The sequence below is a fragment of the Paucisalibacillus algeriensis genome, assembly GCF_000577245.1.
In the GTDB taxonomy this organism is placed as follows: domain Bacteria; phylum Bacillota; class Bacilli; order Bacillales; family Amphibacillaceae; genus Ornithinibacillus.
Genome location: NZ_CBYO010000005.1, coordinates 224,330 through 248,267 on the forward strand (window position 1 = coordinate 224,330; position 23,938 = coordinate 248,267).

The window sequence follows — 23,938 nt, forward strand, 5'->3', positions numbered from 1 at the left end:
TTGCTTCCCTCCTTAATCGCGGTCGAGTAAATTCGTACCGAGTAATCTAACAAAGATAATCGCGATAATTGCTACACATACAAACATAATCATCACTACAACAGAGCCATATCCAAAGTTAGTCTGTCCAAACATCGTCTTATAGGCATAAATAGACATTGTTTCGGTAGCCCCACCTGGACCTCCCCCAGTTAATACAAATATCAAGTCAAAGACTCGAAATGCATCAAGTGTACGGAAAAGTAATGCGACTAATATAGATGACTTTAATAATGGTAATGTGACGGTGAAAAAGCTTTTAAACTTGGATGCGCCGTCTATGGATGCAGCTTCATATAATGAACTAGGAATATTTTGAAGTCCAGCCAGTAATAGCAGTGCCATGTACGGTGTTGTTTTCCAAACGTCTGCAAGGATGGTAGACACCATTGCCCCGCCTTGACTCAGTAGTAAATCCTGTGATTGGCTAATTAGGCCAAGGTTTTCAAAGAAATGTGCTACAATCCCACTTGTTCCATCATAGAGATAACTCCACATTAAAGCAGCGACCGCTGTAGGGATTGCCCAAGGAATAAGGGATGTTGTGCGAACTAACCCTTGCCCGAACATGGCTTTATTTAATATTAAGGCTAACCCTAAACCAAGAACTAATTCGATAGCGACAGATACAACTGTAAATAGAATCGTGTTCCATAAGGCAGTATGAACCCGTTTATCACCTATGGCATCTTTATATGCCTGTAGTCCGATAAAATTGGAAGGGATAATACTTTTATTGAAATCTTCTACTAATAATGGAAGACTCTCTGCATGTGTTAATGTGTACTTCTCATTTAAATCTTCAATTATGACTTTGGTATTTTCATAGAGTGTGGTAATATCAGTACGTTCCTCTTTTGAAATGACAATAACGCCTGTTGAATCTATATAAGGATTAGCGACTGAATCGACTTGCTGCAAAATCTCTTCGGCCTTTATCTTATCTTCGTTTCCAGTGATATTTGATAAATCTTCTGATAAAAACAAATCAATATATAATGCCGTTTCATTGAATAAATCGGTGTTAAATCGTTCATTCAAATAAAGACCAGCCTTTTGTTGATCATTCAGTTTGTAATCAAATAATGTATACGTGACAGACTGTACAACTGGCCATAAAGAAAATATCCCAATAAGGATTAAGGTGGGTAGTAAATAGAGCCAACCACTGAATCCCAGCTTTTGTTTCAATGTATTCACCTCTCAAAGGTATATAAAGTGGAAACTCCTTATGAAGATTGGTCATAAGGAGTTCCTTTGTTAATGCTATTATTCTGCGGTAGCTGCGTCTTCAATTGCAGCAGCTGCTTCTTCAAGTCCATCACCAGAGCTTAAATATTTATGTGCCTCTACTTGAATAGTATCAGATACAGCATTGTAGTCAGGAGATACTGGACGAGCAAGTGTATTAGCTAGTGCGTTTTTGAATCCTTCATAAGAAAGCATTTCGTTTCCAGCTACAACTTCCTCATCTTCTAGTAATGCATTAAATCCAGGTAGGTAACCACCTTCAGTTGCCATTATTTTTTGTCCTTCTTCTCCAGATGCAAAGGCTATGAATTCCCAAGCACCTTCAATGTTTTCAGAGTTTTTGTTAATACCGAGTAGCCATCCACCAACAGAGCCACCATTTGGCAGTGGTGCAATTCCAACTTGATCTAATGTAACGGTTACCCCGTCTTCTTGACCTTTAATACGACCAAATTGATATGGCCAGTTTCGTTCGAAAATAGCATTTCCTTGTTCGAAATTCGTATGAGATTCTGCTTCCGTATAGTTTAATAAATCACTTGGTGAAAAATCAGCAGTTGTAAATTTGTACATAGTTTCTAAGCCAGCTTGAACATCGGAAAAAGAGTTTGTAAACTCGGTAACATTCACTGTTAGCCCTTCGTACTGCTTAGACTGATAAAGGAAGCCATATTTTGTTCCTTCTTCACCAGTATATTCATCAGCCATAGCATATAAATCTTCATATGTGTAATCGCCACTTTCTAATTTAGCAGCATCTTCCTCACTAACAATATCACTTCTGAAGTATAGAAGTCCTAAGTCTGGGAAGAAAGGTAATGTATATTGCTTACCTGTATAGTTTCCAGATGCCATGGAACCAGCGTTAAACTGGTCTTTACTAAGCCCTTCATCATTCATGAAAACATCAATAGGCTCTAAGAAACCTGCACCTGCGAATTCCCCAGCCCAAACTACGTCTAATGAAAGAACATCGTATTCACTAGAACCACTATTTAAAGAGTTTAATAGTTGGTCATGCATTTGAGCAGAGTCATTTGTTAGTGGATCCCACTCGACAACATATTTATCCTGGCTTTCGTTGAATGCATCGATTAAAGCTTGAGTAGCAGGAGTATTATCATTTTGTGCACCTAGTTTAATCGTAACTTTTTCATCAGATGTAGCGACATCATCATTATTTTTGTCTGAGTTTGAATCTGAATTATTTGCATCATCCCCACCTGAACATGCTGCTAAAACTAATAGTGATAAGACGACGAATGCAAAGAATAATGATTTAAATAATTTCATTTCTTGTCCCCCCTAAATTTTGTGCATTCTAAAATAAAATGCTGTCTAACCTAATTGTATTGTAAAGGCTTACAATATATAATTATATTGAATTTTTAATATTTTTATAAAAAAATTAAGGTTTGGGGAGAGTGGAAATGAGACCGTTATCGACTATTCAACAAGATGTAATTAAGCAATTTTTGATGACAAGGCAAGAAAATGAGGAATCCTTTTTTGCGCATCCTTCATACCAGTTAGAACAGGAGTTACTCCATTGGATTACACAAGCTAATGTAGATAAAGCTAAAATTGTCCTTGATAAAATTAATAATCTGGAAAGGGCTAGACTTTCAAGTAACCCAGTTCGCTCTTTAAAGAATTCGCTAATCTGCTCTTGTACAATATTTACAAGAGCTATTATCAAAGCAGGCGTAATTTCTGAATATGCATTTGATTTAAGTGATGTCTACATAAGGGAAATTGAGAAGATGGATTCTTCTCAGGAGTTGAAGAAGCTAGAATATGAAATGGTTATTACGTTTATAAAAGCTGTACGTGACTATCGAAGAGACCCCTATCAAAATGATATTGTGGATAAAGCAATTCATTATATTCATGACCATATTTTACAACCAATATCTTTAACGGAAGTTGCAGAAGAAGCAAATGTAAGTCCAAACTATTTATCTAGTTTATTCCGGAAAACAGTAGGAATTTCATTAATAGAATATATTAATAGAAAGAAAATAGAGGAATCGAAGTACTTCCTGGAACATACCAACTCATCCTTACTAGACATCGCTCTACTTTTTGCCTTCAACGACCAGAGCTACTACACGGCATTGTTCCGTAAATATAATGGGATAACACCAAAAAAGTATCGACAACTAGGAAGTACAACTAGCAATAAAAACTTTTCTAACTAATTAGATAGGGGAACGTATACTAAGGAATCAAAAGGTCTCATGTTCTAGGAATTTTATTTCTGGTGGGGGATGAGTATCTTAATCCAATCCTGTATTAACACATTTGAAATCGTTGTAAAAAAATTAAACAACGGAGATCGAATTAAAATGGTAAATATCAATGGTGTTCCAACATACTTTCCAGAAAACTTTAATGATATTGATTGCTATCAGGTATTAATGGAAGAGTAAATTGTTCTACGGGAGGAAAGGCATGGGTGAGCCCCCGTAGAGGATTAGTACTAGGGGCTCACCAGCCACTCAGTGAGTGTGGAGCAAATTTCATTTATAAAACAAAATAATAAACACAAAGAAAGTGGAACAAACTTCCGACTAAAATAAAAATATGAAAAATTTCATGAAAGCCCATATGCTTGAATTCTAAAAACTTCGGTTTCAACCAGTATATTAATGCCCCAACTGTATAGGAAAGACCACCAAGTAGCAATAAAACCATACCTGTTGATGAAATTACCTCTAATAAGGAAGGACTAAAGAATATAATAATCCAACCCAAAATAACATATAGTGCAGTGGATAACCAACGAGGAGCTTTAAACCAAATCAATTTATATAGTACACCAAGTAATGCTAGTCCATTTATTACAAAAAAGAGTGTCCAACCGGTTGTCCCACCAAGGCTGATAAGACAAATAGGAGTATAAGTTCCGGCAATTAGGACAAAAATCATGGAGTGATCAATCTTGCGTAAAAAAGCAATAATATGATCTTTGGCAATAACCATATGATATGTTGCAGATGCGGAATAAAGTAGAATTAGGCTTACTCCAAAAATAATGACAGCTGTTATAACTAACGGCGAACCATAATCCATCGATGCCTTTATGACTAAAGCTAATAGTCCGACAAAGGAAAATAATGCTCCAAAAAGATGGGTAAAACCATTTATTGGTTCTCTAATATAAGTACTCAAATTAACAACACTCCTTCACGTAGTTTTAATAACTATGTATAACAATACACCTATATCATCATGTAGTCAAGGTTTACTTTTAGTGAAAAAGTACCGTATAATGGACTAAAAATATATAGAGGGTTAGATGATGAAAAATTTAGATGAAATTCTTGAAGGTTTGCATTTGGATAATCATTTAGTAGTTGATGAGATGCCCGACTTAGATTTATACATGGATCAAGTCATACAAATTTTTGAAAATAAACTCGAACATTCCAAACGAAGTGAGAAAGATAAAGTATTGACGAAGACGATGATTAATAATTATGCGAAGGGAAAGTTGTTTTTTCCAATTGAGAATAAAAAGTACTCCAAAAGGCATCTCATACTTATTAGTATGATCTATCAATTAAAAGGAGCACTTTCCATCAATGATATTAAGGTTACATTAGAAAAGTTAAACGAAAAGATTGTAGAAGAAGATTTTGATGTTGAAAAGATTTATCAAAGTTATCTAAAACTATCTAATAATAATATTGAAAGATTTCAAGTAGATGTGGAAGAATGCACAGAAGAGGTTGCTAATGAAATTTCCTTGTTGGATGATGACGATTTTGAGTACTTGGAGCAATTTTTATTAATTGCATCATTGGTTAATATGAGTAATTTCTATCGTAGGCTGGCAGAAAAACTTGTGGATGGTTTAAGTGAATCTGAAGAATGAAAAAAGGTAGGTAAATAAATTGAAACTAAGCATATTAGATCAAGTACCAATAGCTTTGGGACAAACAGCACAGGATGCATTATTTGAAACGTTAAACCTAGCAAAACTTGGTGATGAATTAGGGTATCATCGTTATTGGGTCGCAGAGCACCATAATCTAAAAGGGCTCGCATGCCCTGCTCCAGAAGTATTGCTAGGAATTATTGGAGGGCAAACTAAAAAGATTAGAATTGGTGCAGGAGCGATTTTACTTCCTCATTATAAACCTTTTAAGGTTGCAGAGACTTTTAATTTACTCGCTACGATGTATCCAAATAGAGTAGACCTCGGGCTTGGAAGATCACCAGGAGGTTCAGCTGAAGCGTCTGTTGCTTTGTCGGGTAACTTCCTAGAAAATGTAAGGAAGATGCCGGAGCTAATAGATGAACTTCTCCGCTTTTTCAATGGGGATTTTAAGGCTGAACACATGTTTTCTAATTTAAAACCTGCTCCAGTTCCGAATGTTTTACCTGTACCATGGTTATTAGGTACAAGTGAAAAGAGTGCGGTATTAGCAGCGGAAAAAGGTTTACATTATGCATTTGGTCATTTTATGAGTGAAGTAGATGCAAAGCCTATCATCTCTAAATATAGATACAGCCTAAAAGAAAAATATCCAAACAAGACTCCAGAGATTATCATGGCTATTCAGGTGATTTGTGCAGAAACGTCTGGTGAAGCAGAAAAATTAGCGTTGGAGAGTTTTAAATGGAGCAGGATTAGAGGGGAATACAGTAATTCTCCTAACAATATCGAGGATACTCTTTCAAAGGAAGAACAAGATGAATATGATATTGCCAAACAGAAAATGATTGTTGGCAATCCCCAAGAAGTAAAAGAAAAATTAAACGAACTACAACAAAAGTATCAAGTAGATGATTTTATGATATTAACGAATACACCTACATATAGTGTAAGGAAGAAATCTTATCAGTTACTAGCTGAAGAGGTAATGAAATTGGCGTAAGATAAAGTCACTACATGTGGCTTTTTATTTTTGGAAAGGAATTGTGATTAAATCAATAAGCTACATAACAGAATACTTTGACCTTTTTATACCAGCGTAATTTTCACTTCATTAGTATAGACGTGGACCTATATTTTTAGATATAGTTAAGTGTGCATATTTAAACAGGTTGTTGATTATATTTAAAGGGACAAGTTATTAAGGGAAGATGTTAGAGATATTAAAGTGAGGGTAAAACATGCAAGAATGGATTACAACTATAATGGAACAGTTTGGATATACGGGTATTTTCTTTATGATGGCAATTGAAAATGTATTTCCACCAATCCCATCAGAAATTGTTCTTCCTTTCGGGGGTTTTATGACGACGAATTCAGATCTTACTGTTACGGGAGTCATAATTACAGCAACAAGTGGCTCAGTTCTTGGAGCCATTATACTCTATGGGATTGGCTTATTGATTGATGTAGATCGATTAGAAAAGATTGTTGATAAATGGGGCCATCTTATTCGCATTAAAAAAGAAGATATTAGAAAAGCTGATAGTTGGTTTGACAAATACGGTTATTGGACTGTACTATTTTGTAGAATGATTCCTTTGATACGAAGCTTAATCTCCATTCCTGCAGGGATGTCGAATATGAATTTTACACTCTTTTTATTATTTACGTTAATTGGTACATTAATATGGAATGTAATCCTTATTATGATTGGTGTAACCCTTGGTGAAAACTGGGAGAGTATATTAGGCTTTATGGATATGTATTCTACAATCACCTATGCATTGATAGCATTTGCTATTTTTGTATTTGTGATACTGTTTGCTAGAAAGAGGATTAGAAAATAAAGGGGAATATAAATGGAATTTTTTGAAATTATGAAGGCGATAATTTTAGGGTTAGTAGAGGGCTTAACAGAGTTTGCCCCAGTATCGTCCACAGGACATATGATTATCGTTGATGACATGTGGTTAAAATCAGAAGAGTTTTTAGGGAAATATCCTGCAAATACATTTAAGATTGTTATTCAATTAGGCTCGATTCTTGCGGTAGTGGTTGTATTCTGGAAACGTTTTGTTGATTTACTAGGACTAAATCGCTTGCTGAATAAAGAAGCTGTTCCTAGTAAACAACGTTTAAAGTTAACACAAGTAATTGTTGGTTTGATTCCTGCTGGAGTATTTGGAGTATTATTTGAGGATTACATTGATGAATACTTATTCTCAACTGAAACAGTTTTAATAGGTTTAGTACTTGGTGCAATTTTAATGATTATTGCTGACCGCTATGCGGCAAAAGATCCATCTGCAAAATCTGTAGACCAAATTACGTACAAGCAAGCGCTAAGTGTTGGATTGATCCAGTGTTTCTCTCTTTGGCCAGGATTCTCTAGATCAGGTGCTACCATTTCTGGTGGTGTTCTAATGGGCATGAGCCATAGAGCAGCTGCAGACTTTACGTTTATCATGGCTGTTCCAATTATGGCTGGAGCAAGTTTTCTATCATTACTAAAGAACTGGCAGTATTTTGAGGTGGATGCATTGCCATTCTTTATAGTTGGTTTTATTAGTGCATTTATCTTTGCGTTAATTTCAATTAAGTTCTTCTTGAAATTAATTGATCGAATTAAATTAACTCCATTTGCTGTGTATCGAATTGTGTTAGTTTTAATTATCTTGATATTTTTCTTATAAGATGAAATAGCGAGGGTAATACTCTCGCTATTTTTTATGGTCAAAAAGTAGTATCAAAATTTTTAAAAGAAGCCAAATAATTTGCTGATGACATTCATGAAAAGTATCCTAACATGATACTTGCTTATAATTGTTCTCCATCCTTTAGCTGGAATCAAAAGTTATCAGATAAAAGATTACGAGTTTCCAAGATAAACTTTCGAAAATGGGTTATAAGTTTCAGTTTGTAACATTAGTCGGATTCCATGTACTCAACTACAGTATGTTTGAACTAGCACGAAAGTATAAAGAAAATGGTAAGGCTGCTTATTCGGAACTGCAACAGAATGAATTTGCTAGTGAAGAATTTCGCTATTGTGATACAAGACATCAACGGAAGAAACTCAGTTTAGAAATAATCTCTAATTAAGGTTTGTCCCTTTTGATCTAGCCACGTGTAGTGCTCCTCAATCACAGTCTTAGTACCTACTCCTATACTTTGAAATCTATTTGTAATAAAACAATAATACTAGTGAAACTTATTGATGTTATACTTCATTAAGACTAAAGTAATAGATTTAATAGACAGTATACATAGACAACATTTAGTAATTTAATAGAATGTCTAGAAAGTGGGGAAGAAAGTGAAGAAGTCTTTCGTTACAATTGCTACAGTAGTCGTAATTGGTTTATCCAGTAATCTAGCTGTAAATTCTGTACACGCGGAACCTAACATACAACAAATTCAGAGTGACAGATCTGAAGTTCAAAATAAACTTTCCAAAGCTGAAACTGAGATTTCAAAGGTTTTAACAGAAATAGAAAAATTAAATCAAAAAATCAAAGAAGTTGAAGATGCACTAAAATCGAATCAGAAAATGATCGATGATACAAATGCGAAAGTTAAAACAACCGAAGAAGAAATTGTAAAGTTACAAGAAGAAATTGAAAAGCGCTATGACATTTTAAGTAATCGAATGGTTAACTACCAAAAAAATGGTGGTAATATTGGTTTCTTAGATGTGATTTTTGGATCTTCTAGTTTTACAGATTTTATTAGTCGTGTAACAGCAGTAAATAAAATAACAACATCTGATCAAGACCTTGTTGACCAACTTGAAGCAGATAAAGCAAAAGTTGCTGAAAAGCTTACTGAATTATCTGAACTACAAACGGAGCTAGAAGGAATGCAACAAACGATTTTAGCTCAAAAAGAAGATAATGAGGCAAGAAAAGGTGAACTAAAAGATAAAGAGCAGGGCCTTCAAGCTAAAATAGATGAATTGCAAATGGAGGATAGCAGATTAGCTTCCCTTCAAGCAGAAGTTAATCGTCAGCTTGCAGTTGCACGCGCTGCATCTAACCCAGTTACATCAACATCAACTAGTGGTTCTGATTCAAATGGTTCATTAACAACATTAAGTAAGTCATCGAATACACAAAATGCACCAGTTGTATCTGGTAATGTTGTTCAAATGGCAATCAATGCTGGATATCCTCACTTAGGAACTCCATATGTATGGGCCGGTAAAGGACCTGGTGGATTCGATTGTTCTGGTTTCGTATCATGGGCATATGGACAAGCTGGTGTTTCCTTACCATCAAGTACTGCAGCAATGCAATATTCTGGTTCAAAAGTTTCTTACAGTGATATTAGACCTGGAGATTTAGTATTCTTCAATACGTACAAGACAAATGGACACGTTGGAATTTACGTTGGTAATGGTAAATTCATCGGTGCTCAAAACTCAACAGGACTAGCAGTTGCAGACATGACCTCTGGTTACTGGAAAGATCATTTTGCAGGTCACGTAAGAAGAGTAGCAAATTAATATTAATTTAAAGACTTCTATAGGGTCAGATTTCTCGGATAGCTGGGATATCTGACCTTTTGTTATTTGGCAATTACTATTAACCTTAAGTAAATACCTATTACAAAAAAAGAAGCAATTGCATATCCAGGTAGCTTCTCAAGAATGAGATTCTACTTCTTTTGGCTTTAAAAAGTTGGTGAAAAATAAGGTAGTAAAACCAACTGTGCCTACAAGTAGTGTAGAGTAAAAAATCGTCGTATCTGGAATAACAATTGAACCTACAAGAATTATTAAACTATCAAAAAATAATAAGAAGATACCAACATTAATTGATGTTTTTTTAGATAATATTAATGCAATAAGATCCATTCCACCACTGCTTATATGATTAAGTAGTAATATACTTATACCAATACCGATTATTAATCCACCACTTAAACTACTAATAAAGATTGGAATAGATGAGTAAAAAGAAAGTGGTCGTAGGAGATCAATTAAGAATGAGGATACTAGCAGTCCATGGACTCCATTGTAAAACAAACTACGTTCGTAGAAGAATGCAATGAGATAGAGTGGAGAACTTAATATAATAATGGTTAAACCTGGTTGGAAATCAAAAGCATATTTTCCGATTAAACCGACACCAATTATTCCACCTTCAACTAGATGATGCGGTATAACAAAATAATTAATTCCTATTGCAACTAGTGTGCTTCCGATTAGTATGGCTAATACTTTCTGTAACATAATCTAACCACCTTGTACAAGCGTTTCAACTTATTTTATGAAAGCCTTGTACAAAACATGAAAACCAATAAAAATTTGTAGACTGATTGTATTAGATAGAATATAATTATGATAGGGAGGTAGGTGATTCTGATGGGAAGGTAAATGTATATGTTAATCAAATAACTTTTGCAGATGTGTCAGTTTCCCTATGGGTGGAATCATCTACAAAATGGTCGGAATAAATGTAGGTTTTAGTCTATAGCAGATAGGAAAGCATACAGTTCTTTCTACGATTGCACAAGAAAAACTGATACATTCGGGTAGGACGTATGAATGTAAGTTTTTCTAAAAAAATCAGGAGGTGAAATCCTCCGTATCACATTGATACGAGGATCTTAATTGGATATAGTAAACTTACTTTGGGTTGCTGCATTGATTCTCTTAACTGCATTCTTTGTAGCAACCGAATTTGCCATTGTAAAGGTCCGTTCTAGTCGAATTGACCAATTGATTGAAGAAGGTAGTTCAAAAGCTGTTAGCTTGAAAAAAATTGACGATAATCTTGATGTGTTCATAAATGTATGCCAAATCGGAATCACTATAACAGCATTGGGACTTGGCTGGATAGGAAAAAGCTCGGTTGAAACAGTATTCCGGTCACTTTTTGAAAATGCTGGTTTAACTAGTTCGATTGGTTTCTTGTCATTATTGATTGCTTTTTTCATTATCATGTTTTTACGTATTGTTATTGGCGAATTAGTACCAAAGGCAATTGCTACGAATAAAGCAGAAGCCATGGCCTTAGCTTTAGCAAAGCCATTACTAATGGTCCGTATTATCTTATACCCTATTTTATTCATTTTAAACGGTACAGCTAAACTGTTTGTACGAATACTTGGCTTAAAACCGGTTGAAGGAAATGAAAATGCTCATTCAGAGGAAGAACTTCGTCTAATTCTCTCTGAGAGCTATAAAAATGGTGAAATAAACAAAGCTGAAATGATGTATGTAAACAATATTTTTGAATTTGATGAGCGTGTTGCTCGAGAAATCATGGTACCGCGTACTGAAATGGTTTGCTTTTTCAAAGAAGATAGCTATGAAACAAATATAAATGTAATCCGCGAGGGGCAATATACTAGATATCCTGTCGCTGATCAGGATAAAGATCATATTATTGGTTTAGTTAATATTAAGGAACTATTTACTGGTCATATTACAAGTGAAAAGGAATCGATTTTACCTCATATTCGCCCTATTATACACGTATCAGAATCAACACCAATAAAACAAGTTCTTTTGAGAATGCAAAAAGAACGAATTCATATGGCGATTGTAGTAGATGAATACGGTGGAACTGCTGGTTTAATAACGGTTGAGGATATACTAGAAGAAATCGTCGGTGATATCAGAGATGAATTCGATGTTCATGAAACACCAATGATCGAAGAACAAGAAAATGGCTCCGTTGTAGTAGATGGTAAGTTATTGCTATATGAAGTAAATGAATTCTTAGGTACTGACCTAGATGAAGAGGAAGTTGACACGATAGCTGGTTGGGTCATTAACCATAATGTCGAAGCTAAAAAAGGTACTACCGTTGAGCATGACGGCTATCAATTTATCGTAGAAGAGAACGATGGGTATCAAATTAAAAAAATAAGAATCGTGAAAAATTAAAGTATATAGGCACTAGATCGCACAGTAAATAAATTTTACTGTGCGATTTTGTTTTATAAAAGTTCACATAAGTATTTGGAGGAGATTACTATTAGAAAGTTGATTTAATGACAGGCAAGGAGAATAACAATAACAATTTTTATACCGACTGGCTTGAATGGAGACTCAAGTGGGAACAGTGGCAAGGGTGAGACCCCGGGCATCAAAGGTGGTATTAAATAACTTTTGTTTGCTGAAACCTTTCTCACTTTATAATCGTAATAGAATATAAAGATATGTTATAATTATATTAATTATCAAACTTTTATCACTATTAGGGGGTTTTAAAAGATGGAAAATATAAGACTAGCAAAGGAAGCGCTCAACAATGTAATTTACGGGAAAGAGGACGTTGTTGACCTATTATTCACAGCACTATTCGCTGGAGGGCACGTCCTACTAGAAAGTGTTCCGGGAACAGGAAAAACGAAACTTGCAAAAAGTTTTGCAAAAGTGATGAATGGTAAATTTAACCGTGTGCAATTCACACCAGACGTACTACCTAGTGATGTAACTGGTATTCGATTCTTCAATCCGAAGACACAGGAATTTGAATTACGAGTTGGACCAGTTGTATCCAATGTATTACTTGCCGACGAAATCAACCGTGCAACACCTAAAACACAATCTAGTTTATTAGAAGTAATGGAAGAATATCAATCTACTATTGATGGAGAAACTATTAAAGTAGAAGCACCATTTGTTGTTATTGCAACTCAAAATCCAGTAGAAAGTAATTATGGTACATTCCCATTACCGGAAGCACAGCTTGACCGTTTCTTATTTAGAGTTGATATTGGTTACCCAACAAAAGAGGAAGAAAAACAAATTTTGACTACATATCGTACTAGTGATCCTTATGAAGAAATTAATGCGGTATTATCTTTAGAAGAAATTCGCTCAATCCAAGAAGATATTAAACAGATTACAATTTCGGAAGTTGTTTACGATTATCTACTAGATTTAGTACATGCATCTAGAAATCATCATGAAGTAGAATTAGGAATTAGTCCAAGGGGAATGTTAGCCCTAATGCGTGCAACACAAGCTCGAGCCTATTTACGTGGAAGAGAATATGTAACACCAGATGATATCAAAACACTTACACCTTATGTATTTGAACATCGCTTAATCTTAACCATGGAGGGCTCTATTAAAAAGACATCGGAACAAATTGTACAAGAGATTCTGGAGGCAGTACCTGTACCAGTTGAAGAAGGGGCAGTTACACAATGATTTGGAGAAAGGAAGCTGGAACAGAGGATTCTAGAAGCTTTGATTATATCTTGTTAGCATTATTGGTATTCTTTGTAATTGGGGTTATCTTTAGATCTGCTGTTGTTTTTATTGCCGTTGGTATTTTTGCAGCATATCTAATTGCCTATAAAATCTATGATAAAAGTGTTGAAAAGAGCCTTGCTTTAAAGAATAAGCCGAGGGCAATTAAGCTATTTCCCGAAGAAGAAATGAGTTTTAAAATTGAAATTGAAAACCGATCAGTATTTCCACTTATTAACGGAGAATTAACATTTCAAATTGGTTCAGCAATTAAGGCATATACACTTGCAAAAGATGAGAAGGAATACTGGAGGGAATTAAAACTTCCACTTTCTATGATACAGAAAAAGAAAACGGTACTAGAATTTCCAGTGCGTGCTGAGCAACGCGGTGTGGCTAGAGTTAAAAACATATCTTATGATTTTCCGCATTTACTTAATTTTAATAGACTTAGATTACGATACTATGACTTTTACCAAACGGAATTTATTGTGTATCCCAAATTACTTCCAGTACAGGGAGCGAATGCTGTCTTTCATATGATGCCGGGAGATAGCAGGTTAAATTATTCTCCGTTTGAGGATGTACAAAGTCCGCTTGGAACTAGGGATTATAGTTATAGTGATCCTTTCCACAAAATTAACTGGAAAGCAACGGTTAAAACACAAAAAATGCAAACTAATATTTATGATAAGGTAGTGGATCGAACCTTTGTGTTTATCATTAACTTAGCAACAGAAAATGATAAAAATATGGTGAGTTTCAATAAGAATTTAGAAAATCTATTATCCTACACAGCATTCCTAAGTGAGTATGCTACAAAGATGCGCATACCGTTCGAGGTCTTTATCAATGCAAGAAAGCCTGGTAAAGTACCCTATGTGCATTTGCACGAGGGGGAAGGAAAGACACATTATATGCATGCATTAGAAATGCTCGCTAGGGTACATAAGCAGTCTCCAATTCTTCCTTTTAATAAGATGCTTTTCCAAATTGGAAAACAGTCCATTAAGCCAAAAACGATAATTTTCTTGGGGGACCTTCCAGCAGGTTCGACAGAAATGATGAATTCATGGAAGCAAGTACAAAGTAGTGTATATCAAGTAGTGGAAGGAGAAGTTGGAGCAACTATTCGACCAGTTGCAAGGGAGGCAATGAAGAATGCAACATAATCATCCGCTAATTGCCTATGCCTACCATTTCTTGAGTGAGGCAATTATCATTTTTATGGTATTTATACCTGTACTCTATCATCGATACTTCTTTGTACCGTATTGGAGTTATTTGGCTGTTATTGCCTTAGCTTGTGTTATTTTTACGTTTATTAAAAAGTTCAATGCTAATTTAATTGTATATGTATTGGTCGCTCCGGTGTTGATTGGGCTTTTCTATTTTCTGGATTACCCAATATTAATAGTGATTCTTTTTTCTAGCTTATTAGTATGGCGATATATGGCAATACAGAATCAAGAACTAATCAGAAGAGAGACAATTTATATTCTATTAACTGTATTTGCGACAATATTTGTTAGCATTTTTGTCCATGATAGTGAATTTATGATGTATCCTTTTTTACAGTTTATATTGCTATTTTTTGGATATATCATCAGTCATTTGGTCCATGTCGTTAAAGAAGATCGGAAGCAAATTGATCGTAAAATTCCAGGGTATTTTGTTGGGTTGCTTATAGCAGGGGCTGGGTTGTTCTTTGCTACCTATCCTTTACTTCGTATTATTACGGTTACCTTATGGGATGGACTGATCCTTTTAGCAACTAGTACTATACTTGGAGTATCTAACTTTTTAAGTTTTTGGAAGGTAGAGAAAAGAGGATGGCCAGATCAAGATCCTGACAAAATTACGCATGATGGTTATGGGTATATGTCGCCAGATAATAGTGTTCTTAAAGAGATGTCAGGATTATTAGTCTTTGCTATTGTTATAGTATTGCTATTTGTTTTTGTACTTCTATCTATTTCGTTTATGAAAAGACAAGTTAAGAGGCGATTTATTAAAGTAGAATTACAGGAAGATACATTAAATAGCAACATTCATATTTACCGCGACAAGATTGTTGAAGAGAAAAAACTTCCATTTTTTAATCGAAAGGTCAAAACACCGGATAATCCTATTCGGAAAATGGTTTTTCAGTTTGAAAGAAAAGCTGATAAGCATAAAAAAGGTAGAAAAGCACATGAAACGATTGAAGATTGGTTTAAACGGATAGGAATAGAAGCAGATATTAATGTCTATCAAGGTGTTCGGTATGGTAATCAAAGTGTAAGTGACACCGAAAAGGATTCGTTACGAAAACAATTAAAACGTATGGAAGAGAGACTTGAAGCGAAATAAAAAATAGAGGTGAAAGAAGTGCACACAAAACAAATGAATATAACCCAAACCTATCACTTCTTAGCTGAAGGAATTATTATTTATCTAGCTTTGCTTCCATTTAATTTCTATCATTATGGAAGTGTATCGGTGTGGTTTTACTTAGCGGTGTTAGTTGGTACTGGATTTGTGTATTCTTTCATCTCAAAAATGTCAAACAGCTATTTACCTTATATTGCTACCATACCAATAGTCTTTCTATTATTTTATATGATTGGATATCCACTCTTTTTAAGTATACTTTTTTCCTGTTTATTTGCTTGGCGTTTTATCGCGATACGGGGAAAGGGTATTCTTGGATACGAATCGACTTACTTATCGGCAACTTTAATTCTAACAATTCTAGGAATATTCCTAATGCGGAATTTCGATGTAGTGATCATGTTTATTGCACAAATTGTTGTAGTAGTAATAGGATTTTTGTTTAGTAATTTATTAGTAATTGAAAAAGAAAATCAAAGGGCATTCCATAAGACAGAGTGGGTAAAAATAAGTGGATTCTTTATGGGGACCATCCTATTAATCTATTTGTTATCTGATACATTATCATGGATTGCAAGTAAGTTTTGGACAGGAATTGGTGGTGGACTTACCTTATTTGCTGGTGGCATAGCACGTATTTTCGAATGGCTCGGACTCAGTGATTTCTTCAAGAATGGTATGAATCAAATGGAGCCTGTTGAGGAAACGCCGGGATTTGCAGAAGGTGAGCCAGTTGAGAAGCATAGTTTTGAACCTTCTGATGGAGAATATTTTAATTTAATGCTAGCTATTTCTATAGGAGCTATCATACTTTTACTTATTTACATGATTTATAAAGGTATGAAATCTAAAACATATGAAAATGAAGACGTCGAAGCTATTGGTTATAACCTAAAGCAAGACAAAGTTGATAATAATGGTGGTCGTCTTTTCAGTAAAGTCTTTAAAAGAAAAGGACTAAAACCAAATCATCCAATTCGAAAAATTGTCTATGATTTTGAGAGAAAAGCAGCCAAGTCTAAGCTTGGTAGAATGAGACATGAATCCATAGAGAATTGGTTTGAGCGCATCGGTTTAGAGGGGGATATTCAGGTATACCAAAAAGTACGTTACGGTGAACAAAGGACTTCGGTGGAAGAAGAAGAAATGTTAAAAAGTATGATAAAACTATTTGAACAGAATTTGTTAAAAAATAGTAATGAAGGATAATGCTTAACTTTTTACCAAAAACATGTCATATTACAACATATAATGTTTTCAATGGTTCCTCTATTATGATCATGTCCGAGAGAAATCGTATGAAAGTGTACATGAAGGGAAAAAGCCCGGGAGGATATCTAGAATGATGATATCTTACCGAGCTTTTTTATATATATGAGGTATTTAATAAAAGAATTGTTGCTTTTTCATTAGAAAATAAAATGTTGGCCATGTGCACATGGTATATAGGGGAAGTACATGGAGTTACAGGGATTAATCAAGTTAATAAAAATATAAAATTCTGGAGCGTTATCTTAGGCTTTATTTTACTGGCTCTGGCTATGCAGACTATTTCAATGGGAACCATGGACAGGTCTTGGCACGGTAGGCAGTGTGCTAATTGAAATGGTTTTTAGAATGAACCAAAGACTTACTTGCGCATTCTATTTATATGTACAGTCTTAAAAGCAGCTGTAGGCTTAAAACTGATATCCTAGTAAATATAAAATAATCCCCACACTAAGTAGAGAAACTAGTAAGGATGAAATAATATACCCGATAGCATGTTTTAACTTGTTATTCATAATTAACTGCAATGTTTCATTGCCAAAGGTTGAAAAGGTAGTATAAGAGCCACATAATCCGATACCTAAAAATAACCATAGGGTGTTATTTAGCATACCCACAGAATAATAATAGATGAAAAATGCCAATAAAATTGATCCAGAAATATTGGCAATCCATGTACCTAACAATCGCTTATCCAGCTTGATAGAAATATAAAACCGAAGGACGCTTCCTACAAATCCTCCTAGTGCAACAATAATAAAATTCATAAAGTTACCTGCCCTATATTTGCTAGTCTGTAACCTAAATAACAGAGTAAAATTCCCCCAACAATACTAATGAAAACATAGATTAAACTTAACAATAAATGATTCGTAGCAAGCTCTAATGTTTCAACAGCAAAGGTAGAGAATGTAGTAAATGCACCAATTGCACCGGTAGTAAGTCCTGTAGAAATTGCCGGTGAAACAATCTTTTTTAACCAGAGACAATTTAATAAAAAGCTTAGCAAAAAGCAGCCAATTAAATTAGCTGTTAAGGTTTCAAGTGGGAAGAGGAATCGATTTTCCATAAGGACAGAAATACTATAACGTCCAACAGCGCCAAACATACCACCTATGCCTACTGCAATATATACATTCCTGGATGCTAAGCGTGTTGGCATGAAGGACATAATCCATAAATTTCAAATTTATGATCTTCAATTTCATAGTTAGATAGTGTTCTTTTAACTTCTTCCATAGGACAGATTTCAATTTCCTTTGTTTTTCCACAATCCTTACAAATAAAATGGTGATGGTGATGATGTGTGCAATTCATGCGAAAGTGCTTTTCTCCGTTTAATTCCGTTGTTTCCAGAATTCCTACTTCACTGTAAAGATGTAGGTTTCGATAGATGGTATCAAAGCTAATTCCTTCATAGGTTTCTTCTAAATGTTGGATAAGATCTTTTGCAGTACGATACCCGTCAACACTCTCAAAATAGGTTAATATATCTTTTCTTTTTCCAGTAGCTTTAAAGCCCTTATTCTTTAAAAGTTCTATTGCTTCAGAGGTATTCATGTTCTAGCCCCCTTTTGTTACTTGTAATTTTTTATATCCTATTGCGATTAATAAAATAATAATTGCTACAACAACAATGGTTCCACCAGGAGGTATGTTTAAATAATATCCTGATATTAATCCTATCATAACAGCTAACTCCCCAAATACAATAGCAAGAAACATCATTTGTTTAAATCCTTTCGCAATACGCATACTTGCTGCAACAGGTAATGTCATTAAGGAAGAAACTAATAACACCCCGACAATTTGGATGGAAGCGGCAATGACTAGAGCGGTTAAGATGATAAATAATAAATGTATTTGTTTAGAATGAATTCCAGAAACTCTAGCATGTTCCTCATCAAATGATAAAGTGAATAGTTCTTTATAAAATAATGTAATAATAACTAAAACGAATATAGTAATTATTAAAATGGTAATAAAGTCTGTTCTACTTACGGCAGATGCTGAACCAAAAAGGAAATTCATTAACTCCGTGTTAAACCCATCTGCTAGTGCAATGAAAATAACACTTAGGCCTACACCGCCAGAAAGGATGATAGGAATAGCTAATTCTTGATAGGCTTTGTAGACACTCCGTAATTTTTCAATAAATATAGATCCCATTACGGAAAATAATAAACCACTATAAATAGGTGGCAGAACCATAAAGGCGAACTTTTTCTCTAGGAATAGTCCAAAAGCAATACCCGCTAATGTAACATGGGAAAGTGCATCAGCAATTAAGGAAAGACGTCTAACAACAATAAATGTTCCCAGTAATGGTGCGATAATTCCAATTAAAATACCAGTTAAAAATGTTTGCCTTAAAAAGTCATATTCTAATAAATCTGCAATCATTGTTTCTCCTCCAACATTAATGGTCGTGCGAAATAATATTTACGTCATGACCATAAAGTTTTGACATTTCTTTTTCTGTTAAATTCTCGAATTCTTCTGGTTTGCCATGAAAGTGAAGTGTTTTATTTAGACAAGCAATATTAGTGGCATACTTTGTCATTGTCCCAGTATCATGAGTCACTAATAGCAAGGTAATTCCATTCTGTTTGTTTAAATCATGTAATAACTCATAGAACCGTTGCACATTTTCGTAATCTACCCCAACAGTTGGTTCATCCAATATGAGCAATTCAGGTTCACTTACTAGCGCACGTGCAATAAATACTCGCTGTTGTTGTCCACCAGACAAATTACCAATATTCTCATAGGTGTAATCACTCATTCCCACAGCATCAATAGCTTGTAGGATTTTTTCTTTATGCTTTTGATTAAAAAATTTAAAATAACCAACTTTACTAGTAAGTCCAGAAGAAACTACTTCGTACACCGATGCAGGAAAACCTTTATTAAAAGAGTTAGATTTTTGTGATACAAACCCAATTTTATTCCAATCTTTAAATTCCTCAAGGGGCTTGTCAAAAAGGGTTAAACTGCCACTATCAGGTTTTGAGATTCCAAGAATTATTTTGATTAAGGTTGTCTTTCCCCCTCCATTAGGTCCTAAGAGCCCAACAAAAGCTCCTCTCGGTATTTCAAAGTTGATATGATGAAGGATAGTTTTCTTCTCATAAGAATAGTTAATATTTCGTAATGAAATGATTGAATTCATATACAATAGCTTCCTTTCATTGAGTTGCTTGATTTAACACTTGCAAGTTTTGTCTCATTAATGATAGATAATCCATCTGTTCTCTGATATCATTTTCTGTTAATATTGCTAGATTATGAATCGTCAATGCCTCAGCGTCGATATAATCCTGGATAATACTAGAAACTTTACTTGTAGTATTTTGTTCAAAAATAACGTATTTCAGTTTACTATCTTTAGCCTGTTCAATAATATCAACTAAATCTTTTTGCGAGGGTTCACTAGTTGAAGAAAGTCCATTAATTGGAATTTGAACAATTCCATATCGATCTTCCCAGTATCCATATGCTGCATGGGAAACGAGAATTTGTTTATCTGCTTTATTTTGTAAGGTTTCTTTAAATTCCTTATCAAGTTTAGTTAAATCTTCTTTTAATTGTTGAAAATTAGTATGATAAAGTTCTTTATCCCTAGGGTTAATTTCACTTAAGTATTCTGTAATAATGTGACTCATTTCAATCATTCGAAGGGGATCGATCCATATATGTGGATCGTGATCACCGTGGTTATGGCCGTCATCATGGTGATGACTACTTTCTTCTTTTCGCGAATCATTATGCACATGATCGTGTTGGTGAACTTCCTCAAAAAGCTCTTCGTGGTTTCCAAGTTCATATAGCTTTACATCTTCAGATTCCAGTGCGTCTGCAATACTTTCTGAAAAGCCTTCCATACCTGCTCCCATGTAGATAAAGGCATCACTCTTAGCAAGAGTTGTTAGAGTCTTTGTCGTTGGTTCATAAGAATGGGCATCTACTCCTGGCGGAAAGACAGATAAAGCATTAATTGTTTCACCACCAATTTTTTCAACAGCAAATTGTATAGGGTAGACGGATGTATAAATATTTAACTTTTCCTCTGATTGTTGATTCATTGTTTCACTTTGACAACCGAAGAGAAGGATAATCACTAATATAATCGAAAAAAGTATGCTAAAAGGTTTCATTTTATCCACTCGATTTCATATAAATCATATTGACTTATGTATAATATCGTAATCGTTACGTTTTGTAAATAGGAATGATTACGATTCTGAGAATTATTATTTTTATTTTGCCACTAGACTAAATAGCTATACTGGTTGTATAAGGTCTTTAAATAGCTTACAGTCGGTAATTATTAAATATGGAAGCAAATGAATCCAAAAAATATAAAGGAGATCTAATAATTTTTATTGCGAAATGTCTGAATATAATTTATAGTGAATATAGATGGATAGGAGACTGTCCTTAATTTTTTATCAAAAAAATGAATGAGTATTCATTCAAAATGTGATTGGGGGACAAAACATGAAGCGAACAATCAAGCGTGCTGCTGTTTTAGGCTCGGGTGTAATGGGTTCCGGCATTGCTGCACATCTAGCTAATATCGGTATTCCAACTTTGATGCTTGATATAGTACCAAGAGCATTAACAGAAGAAGAGGAGAAAAAGGGACTTACTTTTGAGGATAAGGCAGTACGAAATCGAATTGCATCGGGTAGTAAAGAATCTCTTTTAAAGCAAAAGCCATCTCCTATCGTGACCATTGAAAGTCTTGACTTAATTGAAGTAGGGAACATGGATGACGATATGGAAAGATTAGCTGATGTGGACTGGATTATTGAGGTTGTTGTCGAAAGACTGGATATTAAAAAAAATGTTTTCGAAAAAGTAGACCAGTTTCGTAAAGAGGGTTCCATTGTTAGTTCTAATACTTCCGGTATTTCGGTAGAAGCAATGGTGGAAGGTCGTTCAGAGGACTTTAAAAAGCATTTCTTAGGTACACACTTCTTTAACCCGCCTAGATATTTAAAGTTATTAGAAGTTATCCCTACAAAGCACACTGACCCAGAAGTACTAACATTCATGAAACAATTTGGGGAAGATGTGTTAGGTAAAGGTGTTGTTGAAGCGAAGGATACGCCAAACTTTATTGCTAATCGTATTGGAACATATGGATTACTTGTGACAGTTAGAGAAATGCTTAAAGGTGGATATAGTGTTGGCGAGGTAGACTCTGTAACAGGCCCACTTATCGGTAGACCAAAGAGTGCAACTTTCCGAACATTAGATGTTGTTGGATTAGATACTTTTGTCCATGTAGCAAGAAATGTATATGACCAGGTGGAAGGTGCAGAGAAGGAAGTATTTGATATTCCTGAGTTTATGTTGAAAATGCAAGAAAACGGCTGGTTAGGAGCAAAAAGTGGCCAAGGGTTTTTCTTGAAGAAAAAAGGAAAAGAAGGTAGTACTATCTATCAATTAAACACTGAAACGTTAGAATATGAGGATCGTGGAAAATTAAACACTCCTGCGGTTGAGTTAGCAAAGCAAGCTAAAGGCTCACGCAATAAATTGAAAGCGCTTGTAAACATGAAAGGTGATCGTGCTGGAGATTTAATATGGAACATATTAAAACCCGCTTTACTATACTCAGCAGAACTAGTTGGTGAAATTGCCGACGATATTGTAGCGATTGACCAAGCAATGAAATGGGGATTTGGATGGGAAATCGGTCCATTTGAAACCTGGGATGCAATTGGTTTAAGAGCATCTGTAGAGCGTATGAAGGAAGAAGGAGAAAATGTTTCAGGCTGGGTATTAGAGCTTCTTGAATCAGGTCATGAATCCTTCTATAAACAAGACAATGGTGAAGTGTTCTACTTAGATAATAATGAATATAAGAAGCAAAAATTTAATCCGAAAGAAATCAATATTAAGCGTTTGAAGGATGTTAACGGAGTTATTAAAAAGAATTCTGGAGCTAGCGTAGTTGATATTGGTGATGGAGTTGCACTCTTAGAATTTCATTCCAAGAGTAATGCAATTGGATTTGATACCATCCAAATGGTGAACTATGCAGTTGAAGAAGTTAGAAAAAATTACGAAGGTCTGGTCATTGGAAACCAAGGAAAGAACTTTAGTGTAGGAGCGAACCTAGAATTAATGCTTATGGAAGCGCAAGATGATAATTTCTTTGAACTTGAAATGGTTGTAAAAATGTTCCAGGACATGGGAACAACGATTAAATACTCCGATAAACCAGTTGTAGTAGCACCATTTAATATGACGCTTGGAGGTGGAGCTGAAGTCTCACTACCAGCAGCAGCTATCCAAGCATCATCAGAGTTATATATGGGTCTTGTTGAGTTTGGAGTTGGGCTAATTCCGGGTGGTGGTGGAACCAAAGAGCTTTATCTTAAAGAGCTTCGAAATCTACCAAAAGGCATTAGCTTTGATCTGACAAAGGTAGCAAATGATGTTTTTGAAAAAGTGGCAATGGCAAAGGTTTCAACATCTGCAAAAGAGGCTAGAGAAAATGGCTTCTTAGATGTAAATGACCGAATTAGTGTAAATCCTGACCATCTAATATATGATGCGAAACAACGTGTGTTAGAACTTGCTAAAGCTGGATACAGAGCTCCGAAGCGGGAGAAAATTCCAGTTGTGGGTGGAGCTGGTTACGCAGCAATGTTACTAGGTGCAAAAACATTACAATTTGGTGGCTATGCGTCGGATCATGATGTGAAAATTGCAGAAAAGTTAGCATATGTATTATCAGGTGGGCGTATTAAGGAAGGAACACTTATCGATGAACAAGTAATGCTTGATTTAGAGCGTGAGGCCTTCCTAAGCTTAATTGCTGAGCCGAAGACACAACAGCGTATGCAACACATGCTATTAAAAGGAAAACCACTGAGAAACTAGGGAGGGGG

The 23,938-nt window shown here is 34.9% G+C and carries 23 protein-coding genes and 1 pseudogene; 14 read left to right on the forward strand and 10 right to left on the reverse strand.

The window, feature by feature from the left end:
• Positions 1-12 precede the first annotated feature (12 nt).
• Positions 13-1,239 carry a carbohydrate ABC transporter permease gene (locus tag TY11_RS03460; RefSeq protein ID WP_491630650.1) on the reverse strand — a complete coding sequence of 409 codons (1,227 nt, stop codon included), beginning with the start codon at positions 1,237-1,239 and terminating at the stop codon, positions 13-15.
• Between the two features lie 69 nt (positions 1,240-1,308).
• On the reverse strand, positions 1,309-2,583 hold the full coding sequence (locus TY11_RS03465; RefSeq protein ID WP_042142878.1) for an extracellular solute-binding protein: 1,275 nt from the start codon (positions 2,581-2,583) through the stop codon (positions 1,309-1,311).
• Positions 2,584-2,720: 137 nt separating this feature from the next.
• On the opposite strand from TY11_RS03465, the gene TY11_RS03470 reads away from it, so the two are divergent.
• The gene (locus TY11_RS03470) at positions 2,721-3,491 is read left to right on the forward strand and encodes an AraC family transcriptional regulator (RefSeq protein ID WP_052345707.1); all 771 of its coding nucleotides are present in this window, start codon (positions 2,721-2,723) and stop codon (positions 3,489-3,491) included.
• Positions 3,492-3,560: 69 nt separating this feature from the next.
• Positions 3,561-3,722 carry a hypothetical protein gene (locus TY11_RS20360; RefSeq protein WP_155982659.1) on the forward strand — a complete coding sequence of 54 codons (162 nt, stop codon included), beginning with the start codon at positions 3,561-3,563 and terminating at the stop codon, positions 3,720-3,722.
• 94 nt (positions 3,723-3,816) lie between these two features.
• On the opposite strand, the gene trhA is transcribed toward TY11_RS20360, so the two are convergent.
• Complete coding sequence (gene trhA / locus TY11_RS03475) at positions 3,817-4,464, reverse strand: PAQR family membrane homeostasis protein TrhA (RefSeq protein ID WP_042142880.1); 648 nt, start codon at positions 4,462-4,464, stop codon at positions 3,817-3,819.
• A 130-nt stretch (positions 4,465-4,594) separates the two neighbouring features.
• Between trhA and TY11_RS03480 the strand changes: the two genes are divergently transcribed.
• The 6 genes and pseudogenes from TY11_RS03480 (at position 4,595) to TY11_RS03505 (ending at position 9,680) form a co-directional block, all read left to right on the forward strand.
• Positions 4,595-5,170 carry a DUF1836 domain-containing protein gene (locus tag TY11_RS03480; RefSeq protein ID WP_042142883.1) on the forward strand — a complete coding sequence of 192 codons (576 nt, stop codon included), beginning with the start codon at positions 4,595-4,597 and terminating at the stop codon, positions 5,168-5,170.
• A 19-nt stretch (positions 5,171-5,189) separates the two neighbouring features.
• Complete coding sequence (locus tag TY11_RS03485; protein ID WP_042142884.1) at positions 5,190-6,176, forward strand: LLM class flavin-dependent oxidoreductase; 987 nt, start codon at positions 5,190-5,192, stop codon at positions 6,174-6,176.
• Between the two features lie 238 nt (positions 6,177-6,414).
• Positions 6,415-7,023, forward strand: a complete 609-nt coding sequence (locus TY11_RS03490; RefSeq protein WP_042142887.1) for a DedA family protein — start codon at positions 6,415-6,417, stop codon at positions 7,021-7,023.
• Positions 7,024-7,035: 12 nt separating this feature from the next.
• Complete coding sequence (locus TY11_RS03495) at positions 7,036-7,869, forward strand: undecaprenyl-diphosphate phosphatase (RefSeq protein WP_042142888.1); 834 nt, start codon at positions 7,036-7,038, stop codon at positions 7,867-7,869.
• An 80-nt stretch (positions 7,870-7,949) separates the two neighbouring features.
• Positions 7,950-8,248 (forward strand): annotated as a pseudogene (locus TY11_RS20025) (isocitrate lyase); the annotation flags it as partial.
• 244 nt (positions 8,249-8,492) lie between these two features.
• On the forward strand, positions 8,493-9,680 hold the full coding sequence (locus TY11_RS03505) for a C40 family peptidase (RefSeq protein WP_042142894.1): 1,188 nt from the start codon (positions 8,493-8,495) through the stop codon (positions 9,678-9,680).
• Positions 9,681-9,818: 138 nt separating this feature from the next.
• Here TY11_RS03505 and TY11_RS03510 read toward each other — a convergent pair whose 3' ends face one another.
• The gene (locus TY11_RS03510) at positions 9,819-10,409 is read right to left on the reverse strand and encodes a YitT family protein (protein ID WP_042142896.1); all 591 of its coding nucleotides are present in this window, start codon (positions 10,407-10,409) and stop codon (positions 9,819-9,821) included.
• Between the two features lie 381 nt (positions 10,410-10,790).
• Between TY11_RS03510 and TY11_RS03515 the strand changes: the two genes are divergently transcribed.
• The 5 genes from TY11_RS03515 to TY11_RS03535 all read left to right on the forward strand — a co-directional run bounded on the left by TY11_RS03515 (position 10,791) and on the right by TY11_RS03535 (position 16,970).
• Positions 10,791-12,071: a hemolysin family protein gene (locus tag TY11_RS03515; RefSeq protein ID WP_042142898.1), complete on the forward strand. Its 1,281-nt coding sequence runs from the start codon at positions 10,791-10,793 to the stop codon at positions 12,069-12,071.
• A gap of 330 nt (positions 12,072-12,401) precedes the next feature.
• Complete coding sequence (locus tag TY11_RS03520; protein ID WP_042142900.1) at positions 12,402-13,346, forward strand: AAA family ATPase; 945 nt, start codon at positions 12,402-12,404, stop codon at positions 13,344-13,346.
• Positions 13,343-14,560, forward strand: a complete 1,218-nt coding sequence (locus TY11_RS03525) for a DUF58 domain-containing protein (protein WP_042142903.1) — start codon at positions 13,343-13,345, stop codon at positions 14,558-14,560. The genes TY11_RS03520 and TY11_RS03525 overlap by 4 nt, the downstream gene beginning before the upstream one ends.
• Positions 14,550-15,740, forward strand: coding sequence for a hypothetical protein (locus tag TY11_RS03530; RefSeq protein WP_042142906.1), 1,191 nt, complete (start codon positions 14,550-14,552; stop codon positions 15,738-15,740). The genes TY11_RS03525 and TY11_RS03530 overlap by 11 nt, the downstream gene beginning before the upstream one ends.
• Positions 15,741-15,758: 18 nt before the next feature.
• Complete coding sequence (locus TY11_RS03535; protein WP_042142909.1) at positions 15,759-16,970, forward strand: hypothetical protein; 1,212 nt, start codon at positions 15,759-15,761, stop codon at positions 16,968-16,970.
• Between the two features lie 470 nt (positions 16,971-17,440).
• On the opposite strand, the gene TY11_RS03540 is transcribed toward TY11_RS03535, so the two are convergent.
• The 6 genes from TY11_RS03540 to TY11_RS03565 are packed head-to-tail and all read right to left on the reverse strand — an operon-like array spanning position 17,441 to position 21,115.
• Positions 17,441-17,797: a fluoride efflux transporter FluC gene (locus TY11_RS03540; protein WP_081755814.1), complete on the reverse strand. Its 357-nt coding sequence runs from the start codon at positions 17,795-17,797 to the stop codon at positions 17,441-17,443.
• Complete coding sequence (locus TY11_RS03545; RefSeq protein ID WP_042142911.1) at positions 17,794-18,192, reverse strand: fluoride efflux transporter FluC; 399 nt, start codon at positions 18,190-18,192, stop codon at positions 17,794-17,796. The genes TY11_RS03540 and TY11_RS03545 overlap by 4 nt, the downstream gene beginning before the upstream one ends.
• On the reverse strand, positions 18,177-18,590 hold the full coding sequence (locus TY11_RS03550; protein WP_042142913.1) for a Fur family transcriptional regulator: 414 nt from the start codon (positions 18,588-18,590) through the stop codon (positions 18,177-18,179). The genes TY11_RS03545 and TY11_RS03550 overlap by 16 nt, the downstream gene beginning before the upstream one ends.
• Before the next feature lie 3 nt (positions 18,591-18,593).
• Positions 18,594-19,433: a metal ABC transporter permease gene (locus TY11_RS03555; RefSeq protein WP_042142915.1), complete on the reverse strand. Its 840-nt coding sequence runs from the start codon at positions 19,431-19,433 to the stop codon at positions 18,594-18,596.
• A 16-nt stretch (positions 19,434-19,449) separates the two neighbouring features.
• Positions 19,450-20,202, reverse strand: coding sequence for a metal ABC transporter ATP-binding protein (locus TY11_RS03560; protein WP_042142917.1), 753 nt, complete (start codon positions 20,200-20,202; stop codon positions 19,450-19,452).
• Between the two features lie 16 nt (positions 20,203-20,218).
• Positions 20,219-21,115 (reverse strand): metal ABC transporter solute-binding protein, Zn/Mn family, encoded by an 897-nt coding sequence (locus TY11_RS03565; protein ID WP_231495764.1) that lies wholly within the window; start codon positions 21,113-21,115, stop codon positions 20,219-20,221.
• Positions 21,116-21,530: 415 nt separating this feature from the next.
• Between TY11_RS03565 and TY11_RS03570 the strand changes: the two genes are divergently transcribed.
• On the forward strand, positions 21,531-23,930 hold the full coding sequence (locus TY11_RS03570; RefSeq protein ID WP_042142922.1) for a 3-hydroxyacyl-CoA dehydrogenase/enoyl-CoA hydratase family protein: 2,400 nt from the start codon (positions 21,531-21,533) through the stop codon (positions 23,928-23,930).
• The last annotated feature ends 8 nt before the right edge of the window (positions 23,931-23,938 follow it).

Bases quoted from the DNA above. Each gene is read 5' to 3' on its own strand.
- TY11_RS03540 (WP_081755814.1), bottom strand. From the start codon at position 17,797: ATGAATTTTATTATTGTTGCACTAGGAGGATTTGTAGGAAGCGTCCTT.
- TY11_RS03480 (WP_042142883.1), top strand. From the start codon at position 4,595: ATGAAAAATTTAGATGAAATTCTTGAAGGTTTGCATTTGGATAATCAT.
- TY11_RS03565 (WP_231495764.1), bottom strand. From the start codon at position 21,115: ATGAATCAACAATCAGAGGAAAAGTTAAATATTTATACATCCGTCTAC.
- TY11_RS03545 (WP_042142911.1), bottom strand. From the start codon at position 18,192: ATGCCAACACGCTTAGCATCCAGGAATGTATATATTGCAGTAGGCATA.
- TY11_RS03495 (WP_042142888.1), top strand. From the start codon at position 7,036: ATGGAATTTTTTGAAATTATGAAGGCGATAATTTTAGGGTTAGTAGAG.
- TY11_RS03570 (WP_042142922.1), top strand. From the start codon at position 21,531: ATGAAGCGAACAATCAAGCGTGCTGCTGTTTTAGGCTCGGGTGTAATG.
- TY11_RS03510 (WP_042142896.1), bottom strand. From the start codon at position 10,409: ATGTTACAGAAAGTATTAGCCATACTAATCGGAAGCACACTAGTTGCA.
- TY11_RS03525 (WP_042142903.1), top strand. From the start codon at position 13,343: ATGATTTGGAGAAAGGAAGCTGGAACAGAGGATTCTAGAAGCTTTGAT.
- TY11_RS03560 (WP_042142917.1), bottom strand. From the start codon at position 20,202: ATGAATTCAATCATTTCATTACGAAATATTAACTATTCTTATGAGAAG.
- TY11_RS03520 (WP_042142900.1), top strand. From the start codon at position 12,402: ATGGAAAATATAAGACTAGCAAAGGAAGCGCTCAACAATGTAATTTAC.
- TY11_RS03555 (WP_042142915.1), bottom strand. From the start codon at position 19,433: ATGATTGCAGATTTATTAGAATATGACTTTTTAAGGCAAACATTTTTA.
- TY11_RS20360 (WP_155982659.1), top strand. From the start codon at position 3,561: ATGAGTATCTTAATCCAATCCTGTATTAACACATTTGAAATCGTTGTA.
- TY11_RS03470 (WP_052345707.1), top strand. From the start codon at position 2,721: ATGAGACCGTTATCGACTATTCAACAAGATGTAATTAAGCAATTTTTG.
- TY11_RS03550 (WP_042142913.1), bottom strand. From the start codon at position 18,590: ATGAATACCTCTGAAGCAATAGAACTTTTAAAGAATAAGGGCTTTAAA.
- TY11_RS03530 (WP_042142906.1), top strand. From the start codon at position 14,550: ATGCAACATAATCATCCGCTAATTGCCTATGCCTACCATTTCTTGAGT.
- TY11_RS03465 (WP_042142878.1), bottom strand. From the start codon at position 2,583: ATGAAATTATTTAAATCATTATTCTTTGCATTCGTCGTCTTATCACTA.
- TY11_RS03490 (WP_042142887.1), top strand. From the start codon at position 6,415: ATGCAAGAATGGATTACAACTATAATGGAACAGTTTGGATATACGGGT.